Genomic DNA, 23486 nt, shown 5'->3' with positions numbered 1-23486 from the left:
GGCCGGTGCCGCCAGCGGCTGTGGGAGCGGGCCTACTGGGGGCGCAGGTCCTGGTCGGCCACCAGCAGGTAGCGGCAACCGCCGTCGCCCAGCGCCTGGAACACCAGCGCGCGGTCGACCCCGAAATCCAGGCAGTCGCCGCTCGCGAGCCGGAAGCGCTCCTCGCCATAGTCGACCTGCAGTTCGCCCTCGAGCAGCCACAGGCATTGGCGGTAGGGCTTGCCGCTCCAGCGCGGATAGGCGACCCGCGCCGCGCGCGGCAGCTCGACCTCGACCAGCTCGATGCCGCCGGCCGCGCCGCGCTCGAGCACCTGCCGGCGCAGGTAGCCCGCGCCGGGATCGCGCCACACCGCCTGCGCGGCGCGGGGACGCAGCCGCTGCGTGTCGCGGCCCTCGTCCTGCGTCAGCAACTGCGCCAGCGGCACGCCCAGCCCCGCGGCCAGCCGGCCCAGCAGCACGGCCGTGGGGCTGCTCTGCGCACGCTCGACCTTGGAGATCATCGCCTTGCTCACGCCCGAGCGCTCGGCCAGCTCCGCCAAGCTCAGGCCCTGCGCCTGCCGCAGCGCCAGCAGCCGCCGGGCGATCAGCGCATCGATGGGCTCGGCGGGTTCCGTGGCGGAAGAGGATGCGTCGTTTCTCATAAGAGACTATTATTCTCCTATAGTGAACAACCGCGCAATGCCGCAAAGGAGCCCCATGCGCCTGATCCCCTGCACCGAGGAAGCCCACGCCGGCACCATCCTCGCGATCCTCAACGACGCCATCGTCACCTCGACCGCGCTCTACGACTACAAGCCGCGCACGCCCGAGCAGATGGCCGGCTGGTTCGCCACCAAGCGCGCCAACGGCTTCCCGGTGATCGGCGCGGTGGACGATGACGGCCGCCTCATGGGCTTCGCGAGCTACGGCAGCTTCCGCGCCTTCCCGGCCTACAAGTACACGGTCGAGCACTCGGTGTACGTCGATGCCGCCGACCGCGGCAAGGGCCTGGGCCGCACGCTGCTCGAGGCGATCGTGGCCGAGGCGCAGGCGCGCGAGGTGCACGTGCTGGTCGGCGCGATCGACGCCCAGAACGCCGGCAGCATCGCGCTGCACGAGCGCCTGGGCTTCGAGCACGCGGGCACGGTGCGGCAGGCGGGCTTCAAGTTCGGCCGGTGGCTCGACGTGGCCTTCTACCAGCGCATCCTGGCCACGCCCGCCGAGCCGGTCGACGGCTGATCCTCAGTTCACGGCCCAGAAGCGCATCACCACCTGGGCCGGCCGGCGCACGCCGGCGCCGAGGAACAGCCGTTCGGCGATCCAGGCCAGCGCGGGCGAGGCGGTCTCGAAATGCGGCGTGCAGCGGAAATACACCTGCACCGGATCGACCGGCTCGCCGCGCAGCAGCCGCGCCATGGTTTCGCGCGAGGCGCTGCGGATCGCATGGTTCTGCACGTAGACGAGGTCGCCCGCATCGGTCTCGAGGCCGTAGCGCGCATCGAGCACCGAGAGGGTCTCGCCCACGATCAGCTGGAAGTCGCTGCCGCCCGGCAGCACGCGCGCGGTCCAGCCATGGCCCTGCGCCTGGCCGCCGGTGATCGGCACCACGCGGCGCAGGCCGCCCGGCCCCTGGCCCAGCACCTGGGGTTGGCCGACCTCCACGCGCAGGTCGGCGAAGTGTTCGAGCGAAGGCGCCGCGATGGCTTCGAAGTCGCTCATCGCCGCGTCCTCAGGCGGCCGCCTTGCCTTCTTCCTCGCTCGCGCGATCGAGCATCGCGATCGTGCCCGCGTCGAGCTTGAGCTGGGTGGCGGTCACCAGTTCGTCGAGCTGGGCGATCGAGGTCGCGCTCGCGATCGGTGCGGTCACCGAGGGGCGAGCGATCTGCCAGGCGATCGCGACCTGGCCCGGCTTCGCGTTGTACTGCTGGGCCACCTTGTCGAGCGCCTCGAGGATGCGCAGCCCGCGCGGGTTGAGGTACTTCTTGGTGGTGCTGGCGCCGCGCGCGCTCTTGGCCGCGTCGGCCTCGGTGCGGTACTTGCCGGTGAGGAAGCCGGCGGCCAGCGCATAGAAGTTGATCACGCCGACCTCGCGCTTCAGGCACAGCGGCTCGAGATCGTCCTCGAACACGGCGCGGTCGTAGAGGTTGTACAGCGGCTGCAGGCTCTCGTAGCGCGCGATGCCCAGGCGCTCGGAGACGTCGAGCGCCTCGGCCAGCCGCGGCGCCGTGAAGTTCGAGGCGCCGATGGCGCGCACCTTGCCGGCCTTCACGAGGTCGTCGAAGGCGCCCAGCGTGTCCTCGAGCGGCGTGTTGGCGTCGTCGTCGTGCGACTGGTAGAGGTCGATGTAGTCGGTCTGCAGGCGCTTGAGCGAGGCCTCGACCGCCTCGCGGATGTAGGCCGGCGAGAGCCCGACCTTGCCTTCGCCCATCGACTTGCCGAGCTTGGTGGCCAGCACCACGCGGCTGCGCTTGCCGCTCTGCTTGAGCCACTTGCCGATGATGGTCTCGGACTCGCCGCCGCTGTGGCCCGGCACCCAGTACGAGTAGACGTCGGCGGTGTCGACGAAGTTGAAGCCGGCGTCGAGCCAGGCATCGAGCAGCTTGAACGAGGCGGCCTCGTCGACGGTCCAGCCGAACACGTTGCCGCCGAAGGCGAGCGGGGACACCTGGAGGCCGGAGCGGCCGAGGGGGCGAAGTTGCGACATGGGAAAGCTCCTGAGGAAGGAAGAAGGGGGTGGACGAAGAAGGAGGCGAAGTTCGAGACGAAACCGATGGCGCCGAGCGCCGCGCCGGCGCCCAGCAGCCACAGCAGGTGGATGCGCGTGCGCCAGACGATGAGCGCGGCCACGCCGGTCAGCAGCCACAGGTGCCAGGCCGGTGCGTTGCCCACGTGGTTGCCGGCGGCCAGCACCCCAGCCGGTGGCGATCAACAGGCCCACCACCACGGGCGCCATGCCCTGCTTGAAGGCGCGCACGCCGCGGCGGGTGCGATTGCGGTGGCCCCAGCGGGTGGCGAAGTAGGTCAGGGTGGTGCTCGGCAGCATGATGCCGACCATGGTCACGGCCAGCCCGAACAGGCCGAGCAGCCAGGCCGAGGGCCCGGCGCCGATGCCGCCGCCCGCGTTGAGGCCGACGTTCCAGCCCATGAGTCCGACGAACAGCACGTTGGGCCCGGGCGCGGCCTGCGCGATGGCGACCGAGGAGGTGAACTGCGCGTCGGTGAGCCAGCCGTGCTGCGCCACCAGGTAGCGGTGCATGTCGGGCACGGTGGTGATGGCGCCGCTGATCGAGAGCATCGACAGCAGCATGTATTGGCCGAACAACGCGAGCCAGTCGTGCCAGTGCATAACGATGTTCATGGCTCGATCCTCTTCCAGGTCCAGCCGCAGGCCACGCCGCCGAGCACCAGCAGCACCCAGCCCAGCGGGATGCGCGCCCACGCGATGGCGCCGAACACCAGCGCCACGAACGCCAGGCAGGTGGCGAAGCCCAGCGGATGCTTGCGCAGCTGCGGGATCAGCTTGATGCCGGTGGCCGCGATCAGCCCGCCCGATACCGCGCCCATGCCCGCGCAGCGCGCCCGCGACCTGCGGGTTGCCCGCGTAGTGCGCGTAGAGCACCGCGAGCGCGAGGATCACGAACAGCGGCACCGTGAGCATGCCGGCCACCGCGGCGAGCGCGCCGCGCAGGCCGAAGTAGCGGTCGCCGATCATCAGCGCGAGGTTGATCACGTTGGGCCCCGGCATCACCTGGGCCACGGCCCAGTCCTCGAGGAACTGCTCGGGCGTGAGCCACTTCTTCTTCTCGACCATCTCGCGCTGCACGATGGCCAGCACGCCACCGAAGCCCTGCAGCGCCAGGAAGGTGAAGGACACGAAGAGGTCGCGCGGCGACTGCGGGTGCGAGGGCGTGGAGGGCGCCGCCGCGCCGGAGGCTGGGGGAGACGGTTGCATGTTTGAGCGATTATCGTAGGCAGACGGCAAGATGCCGGGTGCCGCTCCGACAGGACGGCACCGCTCACCGACAGGAGACTTTGCGCCATGTACCTGCGACCCCTCTTCGATCTCTGCCGCCGCGCCGTCGCCTCCTGGTCGAACGACTACGCCCCGAGCATGGGCGCCGCGCTCGCCTACTACACCGTGTTCTCGATCGCGCCGCTGCTGCTGATCGTGATCGCCGTCGCCGGGCTGGTGTTCGGGCAGGAGGCCGCGCGCGGCGAGATCCTCCTGCAGCTCTCGGGCTTGATGGGCGAGCAGGGCGCGGCCGCGGTGCAGAGCATGCTGCAGGCGGTCAACAAGCCGCGCGAGGGCATCGTCGCCACCCTGATCGGCATCGCGCTGCTGGTGGTCGGCGCCACCACCGTGTTCGGCGAACTGCAGGACGCGCTCGACCGCATCTGGCGCGCCCCCGCGCGCGCCAAGAGCAGCGGCATCTTCAACCTGCTGCGCGTGCGCCTGCTGTCCTTCAGCATGGTGATGGGCATCGGCTTCCTCTTGATGGTGTCGCTGGTGGCGAGCGCCGCGCTGGCCGCGCTCGGCAAGTGGTGGTCGCCGATGTTCGGCGCCTGGGAGACGCTGGCCCAGTGGGTCAACTTCGTGTTCAGCTTCGGCATGGTCACCGTGATCTTCGCGATGATCTACAAGATCATGCCGCGCACCAAGGTGCAGTGGCGCGACGTGTGGGTGGGCGCGGCGGTGACGGCGCTGCTGTTCACCGTCGGCAAGCACCTGATCGGGCTGTACATCGGCAAGAGCAGCGTGGCCTCGGGCTACGGCGCCGCGGGCTCGCTGGTGGTGGTGCTGGTGTGGGTCTACTACTCGGCGCAGATCTTCCTGCTGGGCGCCGAGTTCACCTGGGTCTATGCGCGCAGCTATGGCTCGCTCAAGCACTCCGACGTCGGCATCGGCGCCGGCAAGGACGAGCACGTGCCGGCGCGCACGCGCTCGGGCGGCGATCTCTGAACGCGCTCAGCCCTTGAAGCCGCCCTCGGCGAGGAACTGAAGCTCCTCGGGCGTGCTCGCGCGGCCCAGCATCCGGTTGCGATGCGGAAAGCGGCCGAAGCGCGCCACGATGTCCCGGTGCAGCACCGCGAAGCGATGGGTGTTGGCATCGAGCGCGCTGCAGTGCACGACCGAGCGCTCCTGCTCGGCCAGCACCTCGGAATGCATGAAGGGCATGTAGAAGAATGGCCGCAGCACTTCCTCGAGCTGGCGATCGAAGCCGGCGTCGACTGCAAGGTGCGCGACGGCCAGCGCCTTGCCGTCGGTCGCCAGCATGTGGGCGTTGTCGCGCCAGGCGTTGCGCGGCAGCTGGTCGAGCAGCACCAGCAGCGCGAGCGTGCCTTCGGCATCGTGCATCCAGCCGTCGAGCTCGCCGCGCGCGGCGGCATGGTGGACCTCGACGAAGCGATGGGCGAACTCGGCATCGAAGGCCTCGTCCTTGGCGAACCAGCGCTTGGGGCCGGCCTCGCGCCAGAACTGCACCACATCGTGCGCCGAGGGCAGGGCGGGGGAGGTTGAGGATTCGGGGGCGGAAATCATCGCGGCATTGTCTTCTTTCAATCGACTTTCAATGGCGAGGCCGGCGCCGTGCGCACGGCGAACTCGGGGTGGTGGCCGACAAGGGATCGCGGATGCCCTGCCTATGCTGGTCCGCATCCATTCACGATCAGGAGACTTCCCATGAACCGATACGGCACCCTCTTGCGCGCCGCCCTCGTCGCCGGCGCGGCCAGCGCGGCACTGGCCGGCTGCGGCATGATGTCCAAGGCCAATGTCGCGAGCTTCAGCGGCACCATGAACGCGGCCAGCGAGGTGCCACCGAACATGACGCGCGGCAGCGGCATGGCCGAGGCCTGGCTCAACCGCGACACCAACGTCCTCAAGTACAAGATCACCTACACCGGCCTCAGCGGTCCGGCCACGGCGGCCCACTTCCATGGTCCGGCACCGGCCGGCGCCAATGCCGGCGTGGTGCTGCCGTTCTCGAACGCGGCCAGCCCGATCGAGGGCGAGGCCACGCTCACGCCGGCGCAGGCGGCCGACCTCAGCGCGGGCAAGTGGTACGCCAACGTCCACACGGCCGCCAATCCGGGCGGCGAGATCCGCGGGCAATTGCTGCCGAAGATGTGAAGCAGGTCCGCTGAACGCGGCTTCGAGTGTCCCCTGGTCAGTCGGGGGTCACGGGGCTGATGTCAAATGCCCGCATGACGACGTCCCCGAAGAAGCCCCGTTCCTCCCCTGTCTCTCCTTCCCCCCGTTCCCCGTCTTCTACCACCCGCCGCAAGAGCCAGGCCGCTTCCGCGGCCCGCAAGCTCGAAGCCTTCGTGGCGCGGCGCGAGGACATGCGCTCCGCGCGCAAGGCCCTGGTGCTGCAGGGCGGCGGCGCGCTCGGCGCCTACCAGGCCGGCGTCTATGCGGCGCTCAGCGAGACCGAGTTGCAGCCGCACTGGATCGCGGGCGTGTCGATCGGCGCGATCAACGCCGCGCTGATCGCGGGCAATGCGCCCGAGCACCGGGTCGACCGGCTGCGCGAGTTCTGGCACCTCGTGTCCTCGGGCCCTTCGCAGCGCCTGCCTTCCTGGCTCGGCGACCGCGCCACGCAGAACCAGTGGAGCGCGACCATGGCCTCGCTGGTGGGCATTCCCGGCTTCTTCGAGCCGCGCTATTCGCCGGCCCTGCTGCTCGGCGGCGCGGCACCGCTTCTGAGCTACTACGACACCACGCCGCTGAAGGCCACGCTCGAGCGCCTGGTCGACTTCGACCGCATCAACCACTGCGAGGCGCGCTTCAGCGTGGGCGCGGTCAACGTGCGCACCGGCAACTCGGTGTACTTCGACAACACGCGCCAGCGCATCGGGCCCGAGCACATCATGGCCAGCGGCGCGCTGCCGCCGGGCTTCGCGCCGGTGCACATCGACGGCGACGACTACTGGGATGGCGGCATCGTCTCGAACACGCCGCTGCAGTACGTGCTCGACCTTCATCCGCGCAGCGAGCCGCTGGTGGTGCTGCAGGTCGACCTGTTCAATGCGCGCGGCGAGATGCCGCGCACGCTGTCGGGCGTGATGGAGCGGCAGAAGGACATCACCTATTCGAGCCGCACGCGCATGAACACCGATGCGCTCGCGGCCAACATGAACCTGCAGCAGGCGATCGCCGACCTGATCGAGAAGCTGCCGCCGCATCTGCGTCGCGATGCCGCGGTCGAGGCGGTGCAGGCCGAGCTCACGCACCACCCGATCGACATCTTCCACCTGATCTACCGCGACAAGCCCTACGAGCTCGAGTCGAAGGACTACGAGTTCTCGCGCGCGGCGGTCGAGGAGCACTGGGAGTCGGGCGCGCGCGACATGCGCCGCGTGCTCGCGCATCCCGAGACCTTGCGCAGCGACGCCGCGGTCAACGGCGTCACCACCTTCGACCTCGGCGAGGGCGGCAGCGGCCGCGTGAAGCGGCCCGGCCTGTCACGCTGACGAGAGGAATCGCCCTCACGATTCAGCCCCGGCTAAGAAACCGGCATGAGACTGGTTGCCGGATTCAAGATGCTTCAAAGGAGGAATGTCGTGAACATTGAAGACGTGCGGCGCCAGGCTTTCGCCATGCCGCTGACCAGCCCCGCCTTTCCGCCCGGACCGTACCGCTTCATGCGGCGCGAATTCATGGTGATCACCTACCGCACCGACCTCGACGCCTTGCGCGCCGTGGTGCCCGAGCCGCTCGAGGTGGTCGAGCCGCTCGTCAAGTACGAGTTCATCCCGCATGCCCGACTCCACCGGCTTCGGCGACTACACCGAGTCGGGCCAGGTCATCCCGGTGCAGTTGCGCACCGCGCGCGGCCTGGAGCAGGGCGCCTACGTGCATGCGATGTACCTCAACGACCATCCGCCGATCGCCGGCGGGCGCGAGCTCTGGGCTTTCCGAAGAAGCTGGCCTCGCCGCAGTTCGACTACGAGACCGACACCATCGTCGGCACCCTCGACTACGGCAAGCTGCGCGTGGCCAAGGCCACGATGGGCTTCAAGCACCGCGCGCTCGAGCCCGGCCCGATCCTTGCAGGCATCGCGCAGCCCAACTTCCTGCTCAAGATCATTCCGCACGTGGATGGCACGCCGCGCATCTGCGAGCTGGTGCGCTACCACATGGTCGATGTCACGCTGCACGGCGCCTGGACCGGCCCGGCCTCGCTCGAGCTGCATCCGCATGCGCTCGCGCCGGTGGCCGAGCTGCCGGTGCGCAAGGTCGAATCGGCCGTGCACTACATCGCCGACATGACGCTCGCGCTCGGCACGGTCGAGCTCGACTATCTCGCTTCGCCTTCTTCGTCTTCTTCGCAACCCTAACCCAAGGAACCCACATGCAACTCAAGGACAAGGTCGCCTACATCACCGGCTCGGCCAGCGGCATCGGCAAGGAGATCGCGATCCTCTTCGCGCAGGAAGGCGCGAAGATCGTCATCGCCGACCTCAACAAGGAAGCGGCCGACGCCACCGCGGCCGAGCTCAAGGCCACGGGCGCGCAGGCCATCGGCGTGGCGGTCGACGTGACCAACGAGGCGCAGGTCGACGCTTCGGTCGAGGAGGCCGCCAAGGCCTTCGGCGGCATCGACATCCTGGTGAGCAACGCCGGCATCCAGATCGTGCATCCGGTCGAGGAGTTCAGCTTCGCCGACTGGAAGAAGATGCTCGCGATCCACCTCGACGGCGCCTTCCTCACGACCAAGGCCTGCCTCAAGCACATGTATGCGCAGGGCCGCGGCGGCAGCGTGATCTACATGGGCTCGGTGCACTCGAAGGAAGCCTCGCTGCTCAAGGCCCCCTACGTCACGGCCAAGCACGGCCTGATCGGCCTCGCGAAGACGGTGGCCAAGGAAGGCGCCAAGCACGGCGTGCGCGCCAACGTGATCTGCCCGGGCTTCGTGCGCACGCCGCTGGTCGAGAAGCAGATCCCCGAGCAGGCCAAGACCCTGGGCATCAGCGAGCAGGAAGTCATCAAGAAGGTGATGCTCAAGGAAACGGTGGATGGCGAATTCACCACCACCGACGACGTGGCGCGCGTGGCGCTGCTGTTCGCGGCCTTCCCGACCAATGCGCTCACCGGCCAGTCGCTGGTGGTGAGCCACGGCTGGTACATGCAATCGAGTCTTCTCCCTCCCCCGCTGGGGGAGGGAGCAAGGCAGGATCAGAGCTTCAGCGACCAGGTCTCGCCGACCAGTTGCTGGCCGAAGCCCTCGTAGGCTTCGGTCTTCTCGAGTTCGAAGCCGCGCTTGGCATAGATCGCACGCGCGGCCGTGAGGCAACTGTTGGTCCACAGCACCATCTTGCGATAGCCCCTGGCGCGCGCGAAGGCGATGCATTCGTCGGTGAGCCGGCTGCCCAGGCCCAGGCCGCGCGCGGGAGGGCGTGAGCAGCAGCAGCCGAAGCTGCGCGGTGGTGGCCGACTTGCGCACCACGAAGATCGCGCCCACGCGCTCGCCGTCGAGTTCGGCGATCCAGCCCTTCTCCCATTCGGGCTGGAACTTGCGGATGTACTGCGCCACGATCTCCGCGACCAGCGCCTCGAACTCGCCGTTCCATCCGTATTCGCGCGCATAGAGCTCGCCGTGCTGCTGCACCACCCAGCCCATGTCGCCGGGCTTGGGATCGCGCAGCACCACCGTGCGCGTGGGCGCGCGCGGCGCGGTGGGGTCGAGCAGGCGCTCGATCCGTCCCATGGCCTCGACCACCTGTTCGCGCTCGCGCGGCGGCAGCGGCGCGAGCAGGGCGGCGGCTTCCTCGCGCGACTTCTGCTGCAGCGGCGCGAAGGCGGCATGGCCGGTCTCGGTCAGGGTCAGCAGGCTCTGGCGCGCGTCGCGCGGGCTCGGCGAGCGCACGATCCAGCCCTCGGCCTCGAAGCGCTTGAGGATGCGGCTCAGGTAGCCGCCGTCCAGGCCCAACTCGCGTGCGAGGTCGGTCGCCACCGGTGCGTCGCGGTGCGCGAGTTCGTAGAGCACGCGCACCTCGGTCAGCGGCAGCGCGCCGCCGAGGTAGGGCTCGAGCACGCCGGCCTGGCGCGTGAAGAAGCGGTTGAAACGGCGCACGGCCTTGACGGCCTCGACAGGAACAGCGGGGGATTCGGTGGACGGCATGGGCCCGACTGTGCGTCAATTCATTGACAAAAGCAAGTAATTGAATGACTTTGGCTTTCAATAAAGAGAGCCCAGCCTGGGCCGATGCCCCTAATCGAGACCCCGTCCCATCGCTTTCACGGGACAGGAAGGGTGGAAAACCCTAAAATCGCGGGTTACCCATCGCAGCCGCACCTCTCGTTTCCGTTCGAGGCCGCCTGCCGCACCACCCCCATTTGATGAACGCCCCCGTCGACGTCTCCTTTTTCGCGCGCGCCGCCAAGCCGCTGACCAGCTACCGCAAGTACTGGGCAGCCCGCTTCGGCACGGCGAAGTTCCTGCCGACCTCGCGCCAGGAGATGGAGGCGCTCGGCTGGGACAGCTGCGACGTGGTGATCGTCACCGGCGACGCCTACGTCGACCATCCGAGCTTCGGCATGTCGGTGATCGGCCGCATGCTCGAGGCGCAGGGCTTCCGCGTGGGCATCATCGCCCAGCCCGACTGGCAGAGCGCCGAGCCCTTCAAGGCGCTCGGCAAGCCGAACCTGTTCTTCGGCGTGACCGCCGGCAACATGGATTCGATGATCAACCGCTACACCGCGGACCGCAAGATCCGCAGCGACGACGCCTACACGCCCGGCGACGTCGGCGGTGCGCGGCCCGATCGCGCGGCCATCGTGTATTCGCAGCGCTGCAAGGAAGCCTGGAACGACGTGCCGATCGTGCTCGGCGGCATCGAAGGCAGCCTGCGCCGCATCGCCCACTACGACTACTGGCAGGACAAGGTCCGCCGCTCGATCGTGGTCGATTCCAAGTGCGACCTGCTGCTGTACGGCAACGCCGAGCGCGCCATCGTCGAGATCGCGCACCGCCTCGCCGCGCGCGAGCCGGTGCACCAGATCGACGACGTGCGCGGCACCGCCTACGTGCGCCGCGAAACGCCCGAGGGCTGGTTCGAGATCGATTCCACCAGCGTCGACGAGCCCGGCCGCGTCGAGGCGCACGTCAACCCCTACCTGATGGTCTCGGACCAGGCCAAGGCCAACGGCGCGAGCTGCGCGCGCGAGGACGAGGCCGAGGCGGTCGCCAAGGCGGCCGAGGTCGCCGGTTCGCCGGCCGCCGCCGCAGCGGTGCTGAACCCCGCCATCAAGCCGCTGCAGTTCGTGCCCAACCCCGCGCTGCAGGGCCGCGGCAAGACCAAGGTGCCGCCGCGCGACCGCTCGGTGATCCGCCTGCCCTCGTACGAGCAGGTGCGCGCCGACCCGGTGCTCTATGCGCACGCCAACCGCGTGCTGCACCTCGAGACCAACCCCGGCAATGCGCGCGCGCTGGTGCAGGCGCATGGCGAGGGCACGACCGCGCGCGACGTCTGGATCAACCCGCCGCCGATCCCGCTGACCACGGCCGAGATGGACCACGTGTTCGACCTGCCGTATGCGCGCAGCCCGCATCCGCGCTATGCCGACGAGAACGGCAGCCACGACGGCGCGACCAAGATCCCGGCCTGGGAGATGATCCGCTTCAGCGTGAACATCATGCGCGGCTGCTTCGGCGGCTGCACCTTCTGCTCGATCACCGAGCACGAGGGCCGGATCATCCAGAGCCGCTCCGAAGACTCGATCATCAAGGAGGTCGAGGCCATCCGCGACAGCGTGAAGGGCTTCACCGGCACCATCTCCGACCTCGGCGGCCCCACGGCCAACATGTACCGCATCGGCTGCAAGTCGCCCGAGATCGAGGCCGCCTGCCGCAAGCCCAGCTGCGTGTACCCGGGCATCTGCCAGAACCTCAACACCAACCACGATCCGCTGATCAAGATCTACCGCCGCGCGCGCGCGCTGCGCGGCATCAAGAAGATCCTGATCGGCTCGGGCCTGCGCTACGACCTCGCCGTGCAGTCGCCCGAGTACGTGAAGGAACTGGTGCAGCACCACGTGGGCGGCTACCTGAAGATCGCGCCCGAGCACACCGAGCAGGGCCCGCTCAGCAAGATGATGAAGCCCGGCATCGGCAGCTACGACAAGTTCAAGCAGATGTTCGAGAAGTACTCGGCCGAGGCGGGCAAGAAGCAGTACCTGATCCCGTACTTCATCGCCGCGCATCCGGGCACCAGCGACGAGGACATGATGAACTTGGCGATCTGGCTCAAGAAGAACGGTTTCCGCGCCGACCAGGTGCAGACCTTCTACCCGAGCCCGATGGCCACGGCCACGACCATGTACCACAGCAACCGCAACCCGCTGCGCAAGATCACGCGCGAGAGCGAAACGGTGGACATCGTGCGCGGCGAGAAGCGGCGCCGGCTGCACAAGGCCTTCCTGCGCTACCACGACGCCAACAACTGGCCGCTGCTGCGCGAGGCGCTCAAGGCCATGGGCCGCGCCGACCTGATCGGCAACGGCAAGCACCACCTGATCCCGACCTGGCAGCCGCTGACCGACGGCGGCTACACCAGCGCGCGCCGCAAGAACTCGACCAGCGCACCCCCGGTGAAGACCGCCAAGGCCGCGCCCTCGGTGAAGCTGCCGATGGTCAAGCCATCGAAGGGGCGCATCCTCACGCAGCACACCGGGCTGCCGCCGCGCGACACCGGTTCGGGCCGCCCCTCGGCCAAGCCCGCCGGCGGCAAGCCCTCGGCGCGCAAGGTGCGCTGAAGCGGCGGGCGATCCGGCTCCGGCGATCGCCCCGGCCGCCATGGCACAGCAACGCATCCTCCTGGCGACCGATCCGCGCTGGCGCGTGGAGCGCGTGCGTTCGCACGCGACCGCGCCGCAATGGAGTCCCGTCTACACCGCGCTCTCGGGCCGGCTCGTGCTGCCCTTTGATGTCGCCGCGGTGGAGTTCCGCGGCGACGACGGCCGCGGCGCCTGGATCGATGCGCTGACGGCCCTGCGCGTCGCGCCCGCCCAGCGCTACCAGTTGCGCCCCCCAGGCGCGCGAGTCGCGCTGCAGCGTGGTCGTGAGCGCCGCCGACGGCGTGGCCGACGCGCCCTGGACCGGCGACGCAGCCCAACGCCTGCTGTCGCCGCGCGCCCTGTACCGGCTGCGCCTGCACTGGCGTCGCCTCGAAGCGGGGCTCGATGGCGTCGATGCCACGCCACGATTGATCGCCGACGCTCTCGCGGCCGGTGGTCTCGCGCACAGCGAAGGCGCCGTGGGCCGCGCGCGGCGCTGCCTGGTGGCGGAGGCGGCGGAGGGCCGCACGTTGTCGCTGCACGAACTGGCCGAAGCCGCCAGCAGTTCGCCGTTCCATCTGGCCCGCAGCTTTCGCCGCCGCACCGGCCTGAGTCCGCACCAGTACCGGCTGCACCTGCGGCTGGCCGCGGCGCTCGCGCAGCTCGATGCCGGCGAACGCGATCTCGCGGGCCTGGCGCACGCGCTCGGCTTCTGCAGCCAGAGCCACCTCGGCGCGCTGTTCCTGCGCGAGGTCGGCGTGACGCCCGGCGAGGCGCGCCGCGCGCTGCACGCCGCGTAAGTCCGCACGCAGCTGCGCAGGATCTTGATAGCGCCGCCGGGCGCGCACGGCCAGACTGGCCGCATGAACCGATCCCTTCCCTGGACAGGCGTGCTCGCCGCGCTCGCCACCGCGCTGATCGGCAGCGGCTGGCAGATCGCCTCGCGCCATGGCGTCACCACCTCGCTCGGCCCGCTCGAACTCGCGGTGCTGCGCTATGCGATTCCCGCGCTGGTGCTGCTGCCGGTGGCGTGGGCCTCGGGCGCGGTGCTGCGCGCGCTGCCGGCACGGCAGGGCGCGTTGCTGGTGCTCGGTGGCGGCCTGCCGTTCGGGCTGGTGGTGATGGCCGGCGCCCAGTGGGCGCCGGCCGCCCACATGGGCGTGTTCGTGGCCGGCAGCGTGCCGCTGTTCACCGCGCTCGGCGGCTGGTGGCTCGATGGCGAGCGGCCCGCGCGCTCGCGCTGCGTCGGGCTGGCGCTGATGGCCGCGGGGCTCGCGGTGTCCGGCCTCGGCGGCCTGGCCGCGACCGCTTCGGCATGGCGCGGCGACCTGCTGTTCCTGCTCGCCGCGCTGCTGTGGTCGGGCTACACCCTGGCGCTGCGCCGCAGTGGGCTCACGGCCTGGCAGGGCGCGGCCGCGATCAACATCGGCTCGACGGTGCTGTTGCTGCCGCTGCTGTGGTTCGCGGGCGCGCCGAAGCTGCTGAGCGCGCCCCTGCGCGACGTGGCGCTGCAGGCCGTGGGGCAGGGGCTGTTCGCGGGCCTGCTCGGGCTCGCGCTCTACGGCGTGGCCGTCGCGCGGCTGGGCGCGGCGCGCGCCTCGCTCTCGGGCGCGCTGGTGCCGCTGATGACCGCCGTGGGCGCGGCCTGGCTGCTGCGCGAGCCGCTCACGGCCTCGACCTGGCTCGCGCTCGCGCTGGTGCTGCCGGGCGTGGCGTTGGCGGGCGGCGCCTGGACTGCGCGTACTGCATCGCTGCGTTCCCGAACGACCGGTTCTCCTCGACCACCTCGACCAGGCTGATGAACACGTCCCTCACGGCGCACTGGGGTCGTGCTAGATCGGCGTGGTCGCGGGGCGGGAAGCGCCCGAGCACGCGAAGGGCCACGCCGTTGTATGGTGTGGCCCGATGCGCATTTCGTTCCACCGGCCCGGTCCCGGCATGTTCTCGCCAGCGCGACGCCTGGGGCGTGCCTGTGGCGCCGTCCTGTGCGGCTGGCTGCTGGCGGGCAGTCTCCAGGCCGGCGCCGCGCCCACGGCCACCGAGCCGGCGGCCGGCGAAGCGCCCGCGCAGGCGCTGCGCGCCCGGCACAAGCAGATCAAGGACAAGCTCGAGCGCAGCAGCTTCGGCCGCCCCATACAGCTCGATTCGATCGAGACGCCCGACGGGCTGCAAGGCGACGTCTACGCGGTGGTCGAGCATCCGCTGTCGGAGGTCGGCAGCGCGCTCAAGGGCTCGGCCAACTGGTGCGAGCTGATGCTGCTGCACGTCAACAACCGGCGCTGCCGCGTGAGCGGCGCGCCGGGCCGCGAGACGCTCACGCTCTACGTGGTGCGGCGCTACGACAAGCCGGTCGACCAGGCCTTCGAGCTGCCCTTCGCCTACCGCGTGGCGAGCGCGACGCCCGAGCACCTGATGATCGACCTGTCGGCCGCCAGCGGCCCCTTCGGCACCAGCAACTACCACGTCACGCTGGAGGCGGTGGCGCTCGACGAGCGCAAGAGCTTCCTGCACTTCAGCTACAGCTACGACCACAGCATGATGGTGAAGCTCGCCACCCAGGCCTACCTCGCGACCTTCGGGCGCGACAAGGTCGGCTTCACCGTGGTGGGGCAGGCGCCCGACGGCAAGCCCGAGTACATCCGCGGCATGCGCGGGCTGGTGGAGCGCAATGCGATGCGCTACTTCCTCACGCTCGACGCCTACCTCGCGGCCGATGCCAAGGGCCAGTCCGAGCAGCGGCAGCGCCACTGGTTCGCGGCCGCCGAGCAGTTCCCGCGCCAGCTGCACGAGATCGACCTCGACACCTACCTCGCGCTCAAGCGCGAGGACCGGCAGCGCGAGGGGCTGGGCCGCTGACGGTCCGGCCCGCGCTTTCACTTTCCTGTCACACGCGCCGGAGCTAATCGCCCGGCCCGCGCGCAACCGCGCGCGGCCATGACACGGAGATGAAAGACACATGACGAAGAAGATGCAGAGGGCGGCCGCGCGGCCGGGGATCGGATGGCTGGTGCTCGCGGGCGCGAGCGCCTTGCTCGCGGCCTGTGGCGGCGGCAGCGGAGGCGGCGGTGGCTTCGTGTTCCAGCCCGGCGGCGGTGGCGGCAACAACCCGCCCGCCGCGCCATCGAAGACCGGCACCTTCCTCGATGCCGCGGTCGAGGGCCTGGACTACGTGGCCGGCGGCGGCGCCAAGGCCGCGACCAATGCCAACGGCGAGTTCACATGCAAGGACGGCGAGACCGTGAGCTTCTCGGTCGGCGCGCTCGCCATCGGCAGCGCCGCCTGCGGCAGCACGGTCACGCCGCTGACCCTCGTGGGCGGCAGCGACGTCAAGGCCGACGCGGTGGTCAACCGCCTGCTCGCGCTGCAGAGCTTCGACGAGGACCTCGATCCCTCCAACGGCATCCGCCTCGCGCCCGCGCTGAAGGCCGCGCTCAAGGCCGGCTCGCTCGACTTCGCGGCCTCGGCCGAGGCCTTCAACACCACGCTCAACGCCGTGCTGGCCGGGCTGCCCGCGCCCTACGCGAGCCGCAGCGTCGATGCCGCGCGCCGCATGCTCGCGCGCGAGCACTTCGAGAACACGCTGGCCGCGCGCCTCGACGCACCCGTGACCGAGGCCTTCACCCAGTCGAACGCGCTCGGCAGCATCGGCGCCAGCGTCACGCGCTACCAGCTGCAGGCCGACCAGAAGTTCAACGTGCCCTACGAGGGCGCGAACCCGAAGGTGCAGGCCGATTTCCCCAAGGGCTTCCTGCCGGCCTATGGCTCGGGCCTGGCCTTCAAGGGCAAGGCCGACGACGGCGCGCTCGAGTTCTATGCCATCACCGACCGCGGCCCGAACGGCGACGGCCCGAACGCGCCGATCCCCGGCAGCGACACGCTCAGCATCAGCAAGGTGTTCCCGGCGCCGTCGTTCGCGCCCAGCTTCGGCCTGATCCGCATCGGCAAGACCGGCGCGGTGCTGAGCTCGAGCGTGCCCCTCAAGATCGACGCCAACCGCAAGATCACCGGCCTGCCGCCGCGCTCGGGCATCGGCTCGACCGGCGAGACGCCGCTGACCGACCGCTACGTGTTCGACGAAGCCAAGGCCGGCTACGACGCCAACGGCCTCGACCCCGAGACGCTGGTGCTCGACAAGGCGCGCAACGTGCTGTGGACCAGCGACGAGTACGGCCCCTTCATCGCACGCCTGAACATCGCCACCGGCGTGATCGAGAAGAAGTACGCGCCCGGCGCCTCGGCGCACGACCTGCCGCTGGTGCTGGCCAAGCGCCGTCCCAACCGCGGCATGGAAGGCCTGACGCTCGACGTCGCCAGCGGCCGGCTGCACGGTTTCCTGCAGAGCCCGATCGATCCGCGCGACGAGAGCGGCAAGTCGATCAAGGCCAAGCCGCCCGGCGGCAGCAACACCGACGTGCGCCACATCGCGAAGTTCACGCGCTGGCTCGAGTTCGATCCGGCGACCGAGACCTCGAAGCTCTACGCCTACCCGATCGACGGCAGCCAGTACGACAAGGACCGCACCGGCAACGCCAAGCTCGGCGACGTCGTGAGCCTGGGCAACGGCCGCTTCATCGTGATCGAGCAGGGCGCGCGCAAGAGCGACGCCAAGGTGGTCAACAAGCTGATGCTGGTGGAGCTGCCGGCCAACGCGACCGACATCGCAGCGCAAGGGCACGAGCTCGAGATCAGCAGCATCACGCAGGCGCCCTCGGGTGCGGCCGACTATTCGAAGGTCGTGACGATGCGCAAGACCGAGCTGCTCGACCTCAATGCGCTGGGCTGGCTGGCCGAGAAGGCAGAGGGCCTGACCGTCGTGGACGACCAGACGCTGGCGCTGGTCAACGACGACGACTTCGGCCTGCGCACCATCCTGCTCGACGCCAACGGCAACACCGTGGCCGGCAGCGTCGAGGACTGCACCGTGAATGCGGCCGGCACGATCGTGAGCGGCTGCCCCGAGGGCGTGACCGGTGCGCGCCTCACGCGCGGCACCGACCTCGAGCGGCCCACGCGGCTGTGGCTGATCAAGCTCGATAGGAAGCTCGGGGCGCTGCGGCTGCCTTCCTGAGTTCCGGCTTCCCGGGTTCCGGCGCCGGCGGCATCCGCAGATGCCGCGTGGCGCCGGCCGTGCGCATCACGGCCGACAGCAGCGAGCGGAACCACACATGCCCCGGCGCGCGCTGGTGGCGTGCATGCCAGAGCTGGTAGAAGCGCATCGGCGGAAAGTCGAGCGGCGCCGGCACGATCGCCAGCGGCAGCAGCGCGGCGTAGTGCTGCGCGAAATGCCGGCTGGTGGTGAAGATCAGGTCGGTGCCGGGCAGCAGCTGCGGCGCCATCGAGAAGTAGGGCACCGTCACGGTCGGCGTGCGCGCCAGGCGCAGCGTGGCCAGGTGGCTCTCGACCACGCCGCGCTGCAGGGTGCTGTAGAGCTGCGGCACCACGTGGGCGCCGTGCAGGTAGTCGCTCAAGGTGAGTCCGTGCGCGCCCGGATGGTCGCGGTCGACCAGGCAGACGATCTCGTCCTCCATCAGCAAGGTGGTGTGCAGGTGCTCGGGCGGCTGCGGCCAGTTGCCGACCACCACGTCGAGCGAACCGTCGGCCAGCGCGGCCTCGACATCGAACTCGGGTCCCAGCGGATGCATGAACAGGCGCGCGCCCGGCGCGGTGCCGCGCAGGTACTGCACCACCGCGGCCATCAGCGGCGGCGCCAGGTAGTCGGGCGTGCCGAGGTGGAAGGTCAGCCGCGTGGTCGCGGGATCGAAGCTGTCGGCCGGCGCGAGCAGGGCGTCGATCTCGCCGAGCACCACGCGCACCGAGGCTTCGAGCCGCAGCGCGCGCTCGGTCGGCACCATGCGCTGCTTGTCCTTCACCAGCAGCGGGTCGTCGAAGATCTCGCGCAGCCGCTTGAGCGCCGCGCTCACGGCCGGCTGCGACTGGTTGAGCCGGGTGGCGGCGCGCGAGACGCTGCGCTCGGCCAGCAGCACGGCGAAGACGCGCAGCAGGTAGGTGTCGAAAGGGTCGTTGGCGCGGGACATGGAGGGAAGGGCGCCGCACAGCTTTGGTGCCGAGCCATCGTGCAGGCCCGGCGCTTTGCTATGCCGCACATAACGCGCTAGCGATTGGCGTGCCATGGGCCGCTTCCTAGAGTGCGGGCATCGCTCTTGCTGGACCGTGCCATGACCTCCACCGACCTCTCCCTCGCTCGACCCTCGCGCCGCGGCGCGCTGCAACTGCTGGCGGCCGGCGCCGCCGCGCTCGCGCTGCCGGCCTTCGCGCAGTGGCCCGACCGTCCGATCAGGATCGTCGTGACCTTCCCGCCCGGCGGCTCCAGCGACATCCTGGCGCGCGTGATGGGCGAGCAGCTCGCGCGCCGGCTCGGCCAGGCGGTGGTGATCGACAACAAGCCCGGCGCGGGCGGCACCATCGGCGGCGCCCAGGTCGCGGCCGCGGCGCCCGACGGCTACACGCTGATGCTCGCCAACACCACGCCGATCGCGCTCGGCCCGTTCACGCTCGACAAGCAGCCCTACGACCCGGTCGCGGCCTTCAGCCACATCGCCGCGCTGGGATCGGCGCCGCTGGTGGTGATGGCCAGCAAGGGTTCGGGCATCGCGAGCTTCGCCGACCTCGAGGCCCGCGCGCGCAAGGACGGGCGGCTGGACTTCGGCTCGGGCGGTCCGGGCTCGATCGGCCACATCCACGGCGAGTTGATCCGGCGCGTGACCGGGCTGCACCTGGAGCATGTGCCCTACCGCGGCGGGGCGCCGATGACCACCGACCTGATCGCCAACACCATCCCCGTGGGGATCGACGTGATCACCGCCTACGTGCCGTACTTCAAGAGCGGCCAACTGGTGCCGCTGGCGGTCACGGGCAACGCGCGCTCGCCGCTGATGCCCGAGGTGCCCGCCATCGCCGAAGTCGGTCAGCCCAAGCTGGTGCTCGAGAACTTCTTCGGCCTCAGCGGCCCCGCGAAGCTGCCGCCCGAGGTGGTGGCGCGCCTGCACGCCGCCTGCAACGAGGTGCTGGCCATGGCCGAGGTGCAGAAGAAGCTGATCGAGCTGGGCATCGTGGCCAAGCCCGAGACAACGGCCCGCTTCGAGGGCATCGTGAAGGAGCAGGTGGCGGTGCTCGGGCCGACGGTGAAGGCGGCGGGTATCAAGCTCTGAGGTCCGCCGGAGCGCTTCAGTCGGCGAGCGTGAGCAGCGGCACGTCGCGCTCGCGCGCCATCGCCTCGAGCTCGGCGCGGCTGCGCTGCGCGATCCAGGCCGCCACGCCCTCGTGCGTGGCCGGCGCCATCATGTCGCGCGAGGCCAGGCCCGCGGCCTCGCACAGCCGGTCGGCGAAATGCGGCTCGAGCGCGGCCACCGCCACGCGGCCGTCGGCGCAGGGATAGACGCGGTAGCCCGCATGCGCGCCGCCGACCGCGCCTTGCGGCTGCGTCAGGCCCCAGGCGCGCGGCAGCGCGAGCCAGTCGGCCGAGACATTGAGCGCGACCTCGAGGTACACGCCCTCGGCCACGGCGCCGCGCGCGCGCAGCAGCAGCGCCTTGAGCACCGCCTCGCTCGCGAGCAGCGCGCCGCCCATGTCGGCGAACAGCGTGGCCGGCAGCGCGGTGCCGGTGACCAGGCCGCTCTCGGCGAGGTAGGTCAGGTCGTGGCCCGGCTCCTCGGCGCGCTCGCCGTGGGCGCCGACGATCGCCACCTGCGACAGCGCCGGATGGCGCGCATGCAGCGCATGCCAGTCCAGCCCGAGCTTGGCCAGCGCCGAGGGACGGAACGAGGTCAGCAGCACGTCGGTGCGCGCGAGCGCCTCGTGCAGCGCGCGCTGGCCGGCCTCGCTCTTGAGGTCGGCCTGCTCGATCGCGATGCCCTCGTGCAGCGCGGCGTAGGCCGCCTGGTTGTAGAGCGCCATCGGGTCACCCGCGGGCGGCTCGAACTTCAGGCAATCGGCGCCCATGCGGCGGCAGCGCAGCAGCGCGGCCGGGCCGGGCAAGTTGAGCGCGAGGCTCAGGATGCGCATGCCGGCGAGCGGCTGCGAGGAGGCGTCGATGGAGTCGGGCATGGGTGGCGAGGGGATCGGGGCAGTCTGCGGAAGCGGCCATTCTCGCCCCAGCCCCGCGTCGCGCCCGCGACCCGGCCCCCCGATGCGCGCGGCGCCCGCCGCGCGTAGCATGGCCGCCGTCAGGCAAACCTCCAGGAGACGACGCATGTTCCAACCTTCCCTCATGAGCGGCCAGCGCATCCTCGTGACCGGCGGCGGCACCGGGCTCGGCCGCGCGATGGCCGAGCGCTTCCTCGGCCTGGGCGCCGACATCGCGATCTGCGGCCGGCGCCAGTCGGTCTGCGAGGAGACCGCGGCCGAATGGCGCCAGCGGTTTCCCGAACGGCGCATCGACACCTTCGGCGTCGACATCCGCGTTGCCCAGAGCGTGGACGAGATGGTCGAGAGCCTCTGGCAGAGCGGCGGCCTCACCGGCCTGGTGAACAACGCGGCCGGCAACTTCGTCTCGCCGACCGAGAGCCTCTCGCCGCGCGCCTTCGACGCGATCGCGAACATCGTCTTCCACGGCAGCTTCTACGTCACGCAGGCCGTGGGCAAGCGCTGGGTGGCCGAGGCCAAGTCGGGCCAGTGGAAGGCCGGCGACGCCTTCCGCAGCGTGATGAGCATCATCGTGACCTGGGTCGACAACGGCAGCCCCTACGTGGTGCCTTCGGCAATGAGCAAGGCCGGCATCGAGGTGATGACCAAGTCGCTCGCGGTGGAGTGGGCGCGCTACGGCGTGCGGCTCAATGCCGTGGGCCCGGGCGAGATCCCGACCGAAGGCATGAGCAAGCGCCTGAACCCCGGCGAGGAGCCCGGCGCGCGAACCATCGCGATGAGCCCGATGGCGCGCACCGGCCGCATGAGCGAGCTGCAGAACCTCGCGGCCTTCCTGATGTCGCCGGGCCAGTGCGACTGGCTCACGGGCCAGAGCATCATGATGGACGGCGCCAACGCGCTGGCCAATGGCGGCAACTTCTACGAGCTGCGCCAGTGGAGCGACGGCGACTGGCTGGCCGCGCGCGAGCGCATCGAGGCGCAGAACCAGAAGGACAAGACGCAGCGCTGAGCCTGCGCGCTACTTCCTCGGCGGCTTCGCCGCTTGCACGGTGACGTGCTTGTTCACGGGGCTCGACAGCACCAGCGAGGTGGTGACCGCGCCGTCGACCGCGAGCGCGTCCACCACGCGCTCCAGGTCGGCCGGCTCGGCGATCGCGCAGCGCACGATGAAGCAGTCCTCGCCGGTCACGCGGTCGGCGCTCAGCACCTCGGGCATCTGCTCGAACAGCTTCAGGTAGCGCGCGATGCCCGCATGCGTGGTGTCGATGCGGATGATGGCCTGCAGCCCCACGCCGAGCGCGCGCAGGTTGACGCGCGCGCCGTAGCCCTCGATCACGCCCGCGTCCTCGAGCTTGCGCACGCGCTCGCTCATGGCCGGCTGCGACAGGCCGATGCGCTTGCCCAGCGCCGCGAGGCTCTGGCGCGCGTCGGCCTGCAGGGCCTCGAGGATCAGGCGGTCTTTCTTGTCGATGTCCATGCGCGATGAGCGGAAAGGTTCGCCGATGGTCCATCGGCCGGGAGCGCCGATTTTCGATGAATGCCCGTGGCCCGCGCGCCGAGGGCGCCGCTAAGGTCGTGGCTTCGTTCAAGACCCAAGGAGGAACCCCCATGCAACTCGTCGGCATGCTCGACTCGCCCTATGTGCGCCGCGCGGCCATCTCGCTGCGGCTGCTGGGCATTCCCTACGAACACCATTCGCTCTCGGTGTTCAGCACCTTCGACCGATTCCAGGCGATCAACCCGGTGGTCAAGGCACCGACGCTGGTGCTCGACGACGGCGCGGTGCTGATGGATTCGACCTTGATCGTCGAGTACGCGGAGTTCCTCGCCGGCCGCAGCCTGTGGCCGGCCGAAGCGGCGGCGCGGCTGCGCGCGCTGCGTCTCACGGGGCTCGCGCTCGCGGCCTGCGAGAAGACGGTGCAGATCGTCTACGAGCGTGACCTCCGGCCAGCCGAGAAGCTGCACCAGCCCTGGGTGGACCGGGTGCTGGGGCAATTGCTGGCGGCCTATGACGAACTCGAGCGCGAGGTGGCGGCGGCGCCATGGACCGCCGACGAAGCGGCGCTGACGCAGGACGCCGTCTCGGCGGCCGTGGCCTGGTCGTTCACGCAGCTGATGCTGCCCGAGCTGGTGGACCCCGCACGCTTTCCGGCGCTCGCGGCCCATGCCGCGCGCGCCGAGGCCCTGCCGGTGTTCGCGGCGCTGCCGCAGGCCTGATCAGGCCGCGAGGTCGGCGCCGCGCTCGGCCAAGAGGCCGCGCAGCAGCGAGCGGTGGCAGCGCGACTCGTCCTCGCAATAGCAGCCCACGGCCAGCGCGGTCTGGTGCGAGAGCGCCGCGAGCAGGTCGAGGCTGCGGCTCGCGTCGGCTTCGGCCATCTCGGCCTTGTACTTGCGCATGAAGGCCGTCCACTCGGCCGGCGTCCGCGCGGCCTGGCCCAGCTTCATGGTCTCGGTCGAGGGCGCGAGGTTCGGGTACCAGACGTCGTACCAGTCCTGCGATGCGAATTCGCTCCTGGGCACGCCGCGCGGCGGGCGCCGCACGGTGCCCACGCGCAGGCCTTCGCCGGGGCTGCGCGGCGTGCCGAGTCGAACGATGCGGATGCTCATGGGCGTCTCCTCCGGTGCC

The 23486-nt window shown here is 70.4% G+C and carries 20 protein-coding genes and 5 pseudogenes; 14 read left to right on the top strand and 11 right to left on the bottom strand.

From position 1 onward, the window contains the following. Positions 1-32 precede the first annotated feature (32 nt). A complete protein-coding gene (locus ACHMXE_RS30115) occupies positions 33-641 on the bottom strand; it encodes a helix-turn-helix domain-containing protein (protein ID WP_395347807.1) in 609 nt (202 codons plus the stop codon). 55 nt (positions 642-696) lie between these two features. Here ACHMXE_RS30115 and ACHMXE_RS30110 point away from each other — a divergent pair, with 55 nt between their 5' ends. Further along, positions 697-1218, top strand: a complete 522-nt coding sequence (locus tag ACHMXE_RS30110; RefSeq protein ID WP_057594739.1) for a GNAT family N-acetyltransferase — start codon at positions 697-699, stop codon at positions 1216-1218. Between the two features lie 3 nt (positions 1219-1221). On the opposite strand, the gene ACHMXE_RS30105 is transcribed toward ACHMXE_RS30110, so the two are convergent. From ACHMXE_RS30105 to ACHMXE_RS30090, 4 genes and pseudogenes are all read right to left on the bottom strand, one after another. Beyond that, the gene (locus ACHMXE_RS30105) at positions 1222-1698 is read right to left on the bottom strand and encodes a DUF3237 domain-containing protein (RefSeq protein WP_395347806.1); all 477 of its coding nucleotides are present in this window, start codon (positions 1696-1698) and stop codon (positions 1222-1224) included. A gap of 10 nt (positions 1699-1708) precedes the next feature. Next, a complete protein-coding gene (locus tag ACHMXE_RS30100; protein ID WP_057594741.1) occupies positions 1709-2683 on the bottom strand; it encodes an aldo/keto reductase in 975 nt (324 codons plus the stop codon). Positions 2684-2739: 56 nt separating this feature from the next. After that, positions 2740-3337 (bottom strand): annotated as a pseudogene (locus tag ACHMXE_RS30095) (chromate transporter); the annotation flags it as partial. Further along, positions 3334-3931 (bottom strand): annotated as a pseudogene (locus ACHMXE_RS30090) (chromate transporter). The pseudogenes ACHMXE_RS30095 and ACHMXE_RS30090, both read right to left, overlap by 4 nt. Before the next feature lie 87 nt (positions 3932-4018). Here ACHMXE_RS30090 and ACHMXE_RS30085 point away from each other — a divergent pair. Next, a complete protein-coding gene (locus tag ACHMXE_RS30085; protein WP_281081255.1) occupies positions 4019-4939 on the top strand; it encodes a YihY/virulence factor BrkB family protein in 921 nt (306 codons plus the stop codon). A 6-nt stretch (positions 4940-4945) separates the two neighbouring features. On the opposite strand, the gene ACHMXE_RS30080 is transcribed toward ACHMXE_RS30085, so the two are convergent. Further along, positions 4946-5518 carry a DUF924 family protein gene (locus ACHMXE_RS30080; protein WP_395347805.1) on the bottom strand — a complete coding sequence of 191 codons (573 nt, stop codon included), beginning with the start codon at positions 5516-5518 and terminating at the stop codon, positions 4946-4948. A gap of 141 nt (positions 5519-5659) precedes the next feature. Between ACHMXE_RS30080 and ACHMXE_RS30075 the strand changes: the two genes are divergently transcribed. The 4 genes and pseudogenes from ACHMXE_RS30075 to ACHMXE_RS30060 all read left to right on the top strand — a co-directional run. Then, entirely contained in the window at positions 5660-6109 is a 450-nt protein-coding gene (locus tag ACHMXE_RS30075; RefSeq protein ID WP_093342577.1) for a CHRD domain-containing protein, read from the top strand. A 74-nt stretch (positions 6110-6183) separates the two neighbouring features. After that, positions 6184-7452: a patatin-like phospholipase family protein gene (locus tag ACHMXE_RS30070; RefSeq protein WP_395347804.1), complete on the top strand. Its 1269-nt coding sequence runs from the start codon at positions 6184-6186 to the stop codon at positions 7450-7452. Between the two features lie 90 nt (positions 7453-7542). Next, positions 7543-8319, top strand: a pseudogene (locus tag ACHMXE_RS30065) (acetoacetate decarboxylase). 14 nt (positions 8320-8333) lie between these two features. Beyond that, positions 8334-9113: pseudogene (locus ACHMXE_RS30060) on the top strand (3-hydroxybutyrate dehydrogenase); the annotation flags it as partial. A 44-nt stretch (positions 9114-9157) separates the two neighbouring features. Here the strand turns inward: ACHMXE_RS30060 and ACHMXE_RS30055 are convergent. Further along, a pseudogene (locus tag ACHMXE_RS30055) lies at positions 9158-10103 on the bottom strand (GNAT family N-acetyltransferase). A 218-nt stretch (positions 10104-10321) separates the two neighbouring features. Here ACHMXE_RS30055 and ACHMXE_RS30050 point away from each other — a divergent pair. The 5 genes from ACHMXE_RS30050 to ACHMXE_RS30030 all read left to right on the top strand — a co-directional run bounded on the left by ACHMXE_RS30050 (position 10322) and on the right by ACHMXE_RS30030 (position 17825). Then, on the top strand, positions 10322-12736 hold the full coding sequence (locus tag ACHMXE_RS30050) for a YgiQ family radical SAM protein (protein WP_395347803.1): 2415 nt from the start codon (positions 10322-10324) through the stop codon (positions 12734-12736). Between the two features lie 305 nt (positions 12737-13041). Continuing rightward, positions 13042-13557 carry a helix-turn-helix domain-containing protein gene (locus tag ACHMXE_RS30045; protein ID WP_395347802.1) on the top strand — a complete coding sequence of 172 codons (516 nt, stop codon included), beginning with the start codon at positions 13042-13044 and terminating at the stop codon, positions 13555-13557. A gap of 63 nt (positions 13558-13620) precedes the next feature. Further along, entirely contained in the window at positions 13621-14556 is a 936-nt protein-coding gene (locus tag ACHMXE_RS30040) for a DMT family transporter (protein WP_395347800.1), read from the top strand. Positions 14557-14662: 106 nt separating this feature from the next. Then, positions 14663-15613 carry a hypothetical protein gene (locus tag ACHMXE_RS30035; protein ID WP_395347799.1) on the top strand — a complete coding sequence of 317 codons (951 nt, stop codon included), beginning with the start codon at positions 14663-14665 and terminating at the stop codon, positions 15611-15613. 100 nt (positions 15614-15713) lie between these two features. Next, a complete protein-coding gene (locus ACHMXE_RS30030; RefSeq protein WP_395347798.1) occupies positions 15714-17825 on the top strand; it encodes an esterase-like activity of phytase family protein in 2112 nt (703 codons plus the stop codon). On the opposite strand, the gene ACHMXE_RS30025 is transcribed toward ACHMXE_RS30030, so the two are convergent. Continuing rightward, positions 17782-18792, bottom strand: coding sequence for a LysR family transcriptional regulator (locus ACHMXE_RS30025; protein ID WP_395347797.1), 1011 nt, complete (start codon positions 18790-18792; stop codon positions 17782-17784). The genes ACHMXE_RS30030 and ACHMXE_RS30025 overlap by 44 nt on opposite strands. A gap of 141 nt (positions 18793-18933) precedes the next feature. On the opposite strand from ACHMXE_RS30025, the gene ACHMXE_RS30020 reads away from it, so the two are divergent. Next, entirely contained in the window at positions 18934-19926 is a 993-nt protein-coding gene (locus ACHMXE_RS30020) for a Bug family tripartite tricarboxylate transporter substrate binding protein (RefSeq protein WP_395347795.1), read from the top strand. 16 nt (positions 19927-19942) lie between these two features. On the opposite strand, the gene ACHMXE_RS30015 is transcribed toward ACHMXE_RS30020, so the two are convergent. Next, entirely contained in the window at positions 19943-20821 is an 879-nt protein-coding gene (locus tag ACHMXE_RS30015) for a CoA transferase (RefSeq protein WP_395347794.1), read from the bottom strand. A 145-nt stretch (positions 20822-20966) separates the two neighbouring features. Here ACHMXE_RS30015 and ACHMXE_RS30010 point away from each other — a divergent pair, with 145 nt between their 5' ends. Beyond that, complete coding sequence (locus ACHMXE_RS30010) at positions 20967-21869, top strand: SDR family oxidoreductase (protein WP_395347793.1); 903 nt, start codon at positions 20967-20969, stop codon at positions 21867-21869. A gap of 9 nt (positions 21870-21878) precedes the next feature. Here the strand turns inward: ACHMXE_RS30010 and ACHMXE_RS30005 are convergent, their stop codons facing one another. Next, positions 21879-22337: an Lrp/AsnC family transcriptional regulator gene (locus ACHMXE_RS30005; RefSeq protein ID WP_395347792.1), complete on the bottom strand. Its 459-nt coding sequence runs from the start codon at positions 22335-22337 to the stop codon at positions 21879-21881. 131 nt (positions 22338-22468) lie between these two features. Between ACHMXE_RS30005 and ACHMXE_RS30000 the strand changes: the two genes are divergently transcribed. Beyond that, positions 22469-23077: a glutathione S-transferase gene (locus tag ACHMXE_RS30000; protein ID WP_395347789.1), complete on the top strand. Its 609-nt coding sequence runs from the start codon at positions 22469-22471 to the stop codon at positions 23075-23077. On the opposite strand, the gene ACHMXE_RS29995 is transcribed toward ACHMXE_RS30000, so the two are convergent. Further along, entirely contained in the window at positions 23078-23467 is a 390-nt protein-coding gene (locus ACHMXE_RS29995) for a DUF488 domain-containing protein (RefSeq protein WP_395347788.1), read from the bottom strand. Positions 23468-23486: the final 19 nt, after the last annotated feature.

This window comes from Variovorax sp. UC122_21 (genome assembly GCF_044056785.1).
In the GTDB taxonomy this organism is placed as follows: Bacteria; Pseudomonadota; Gammaproteobacteria; order Burkholderiales; family Burkholderiaceae_C; genus Variovorax.
This window is presented reverse-complemented; position numbering and strand designations above follow the sequence as displayed.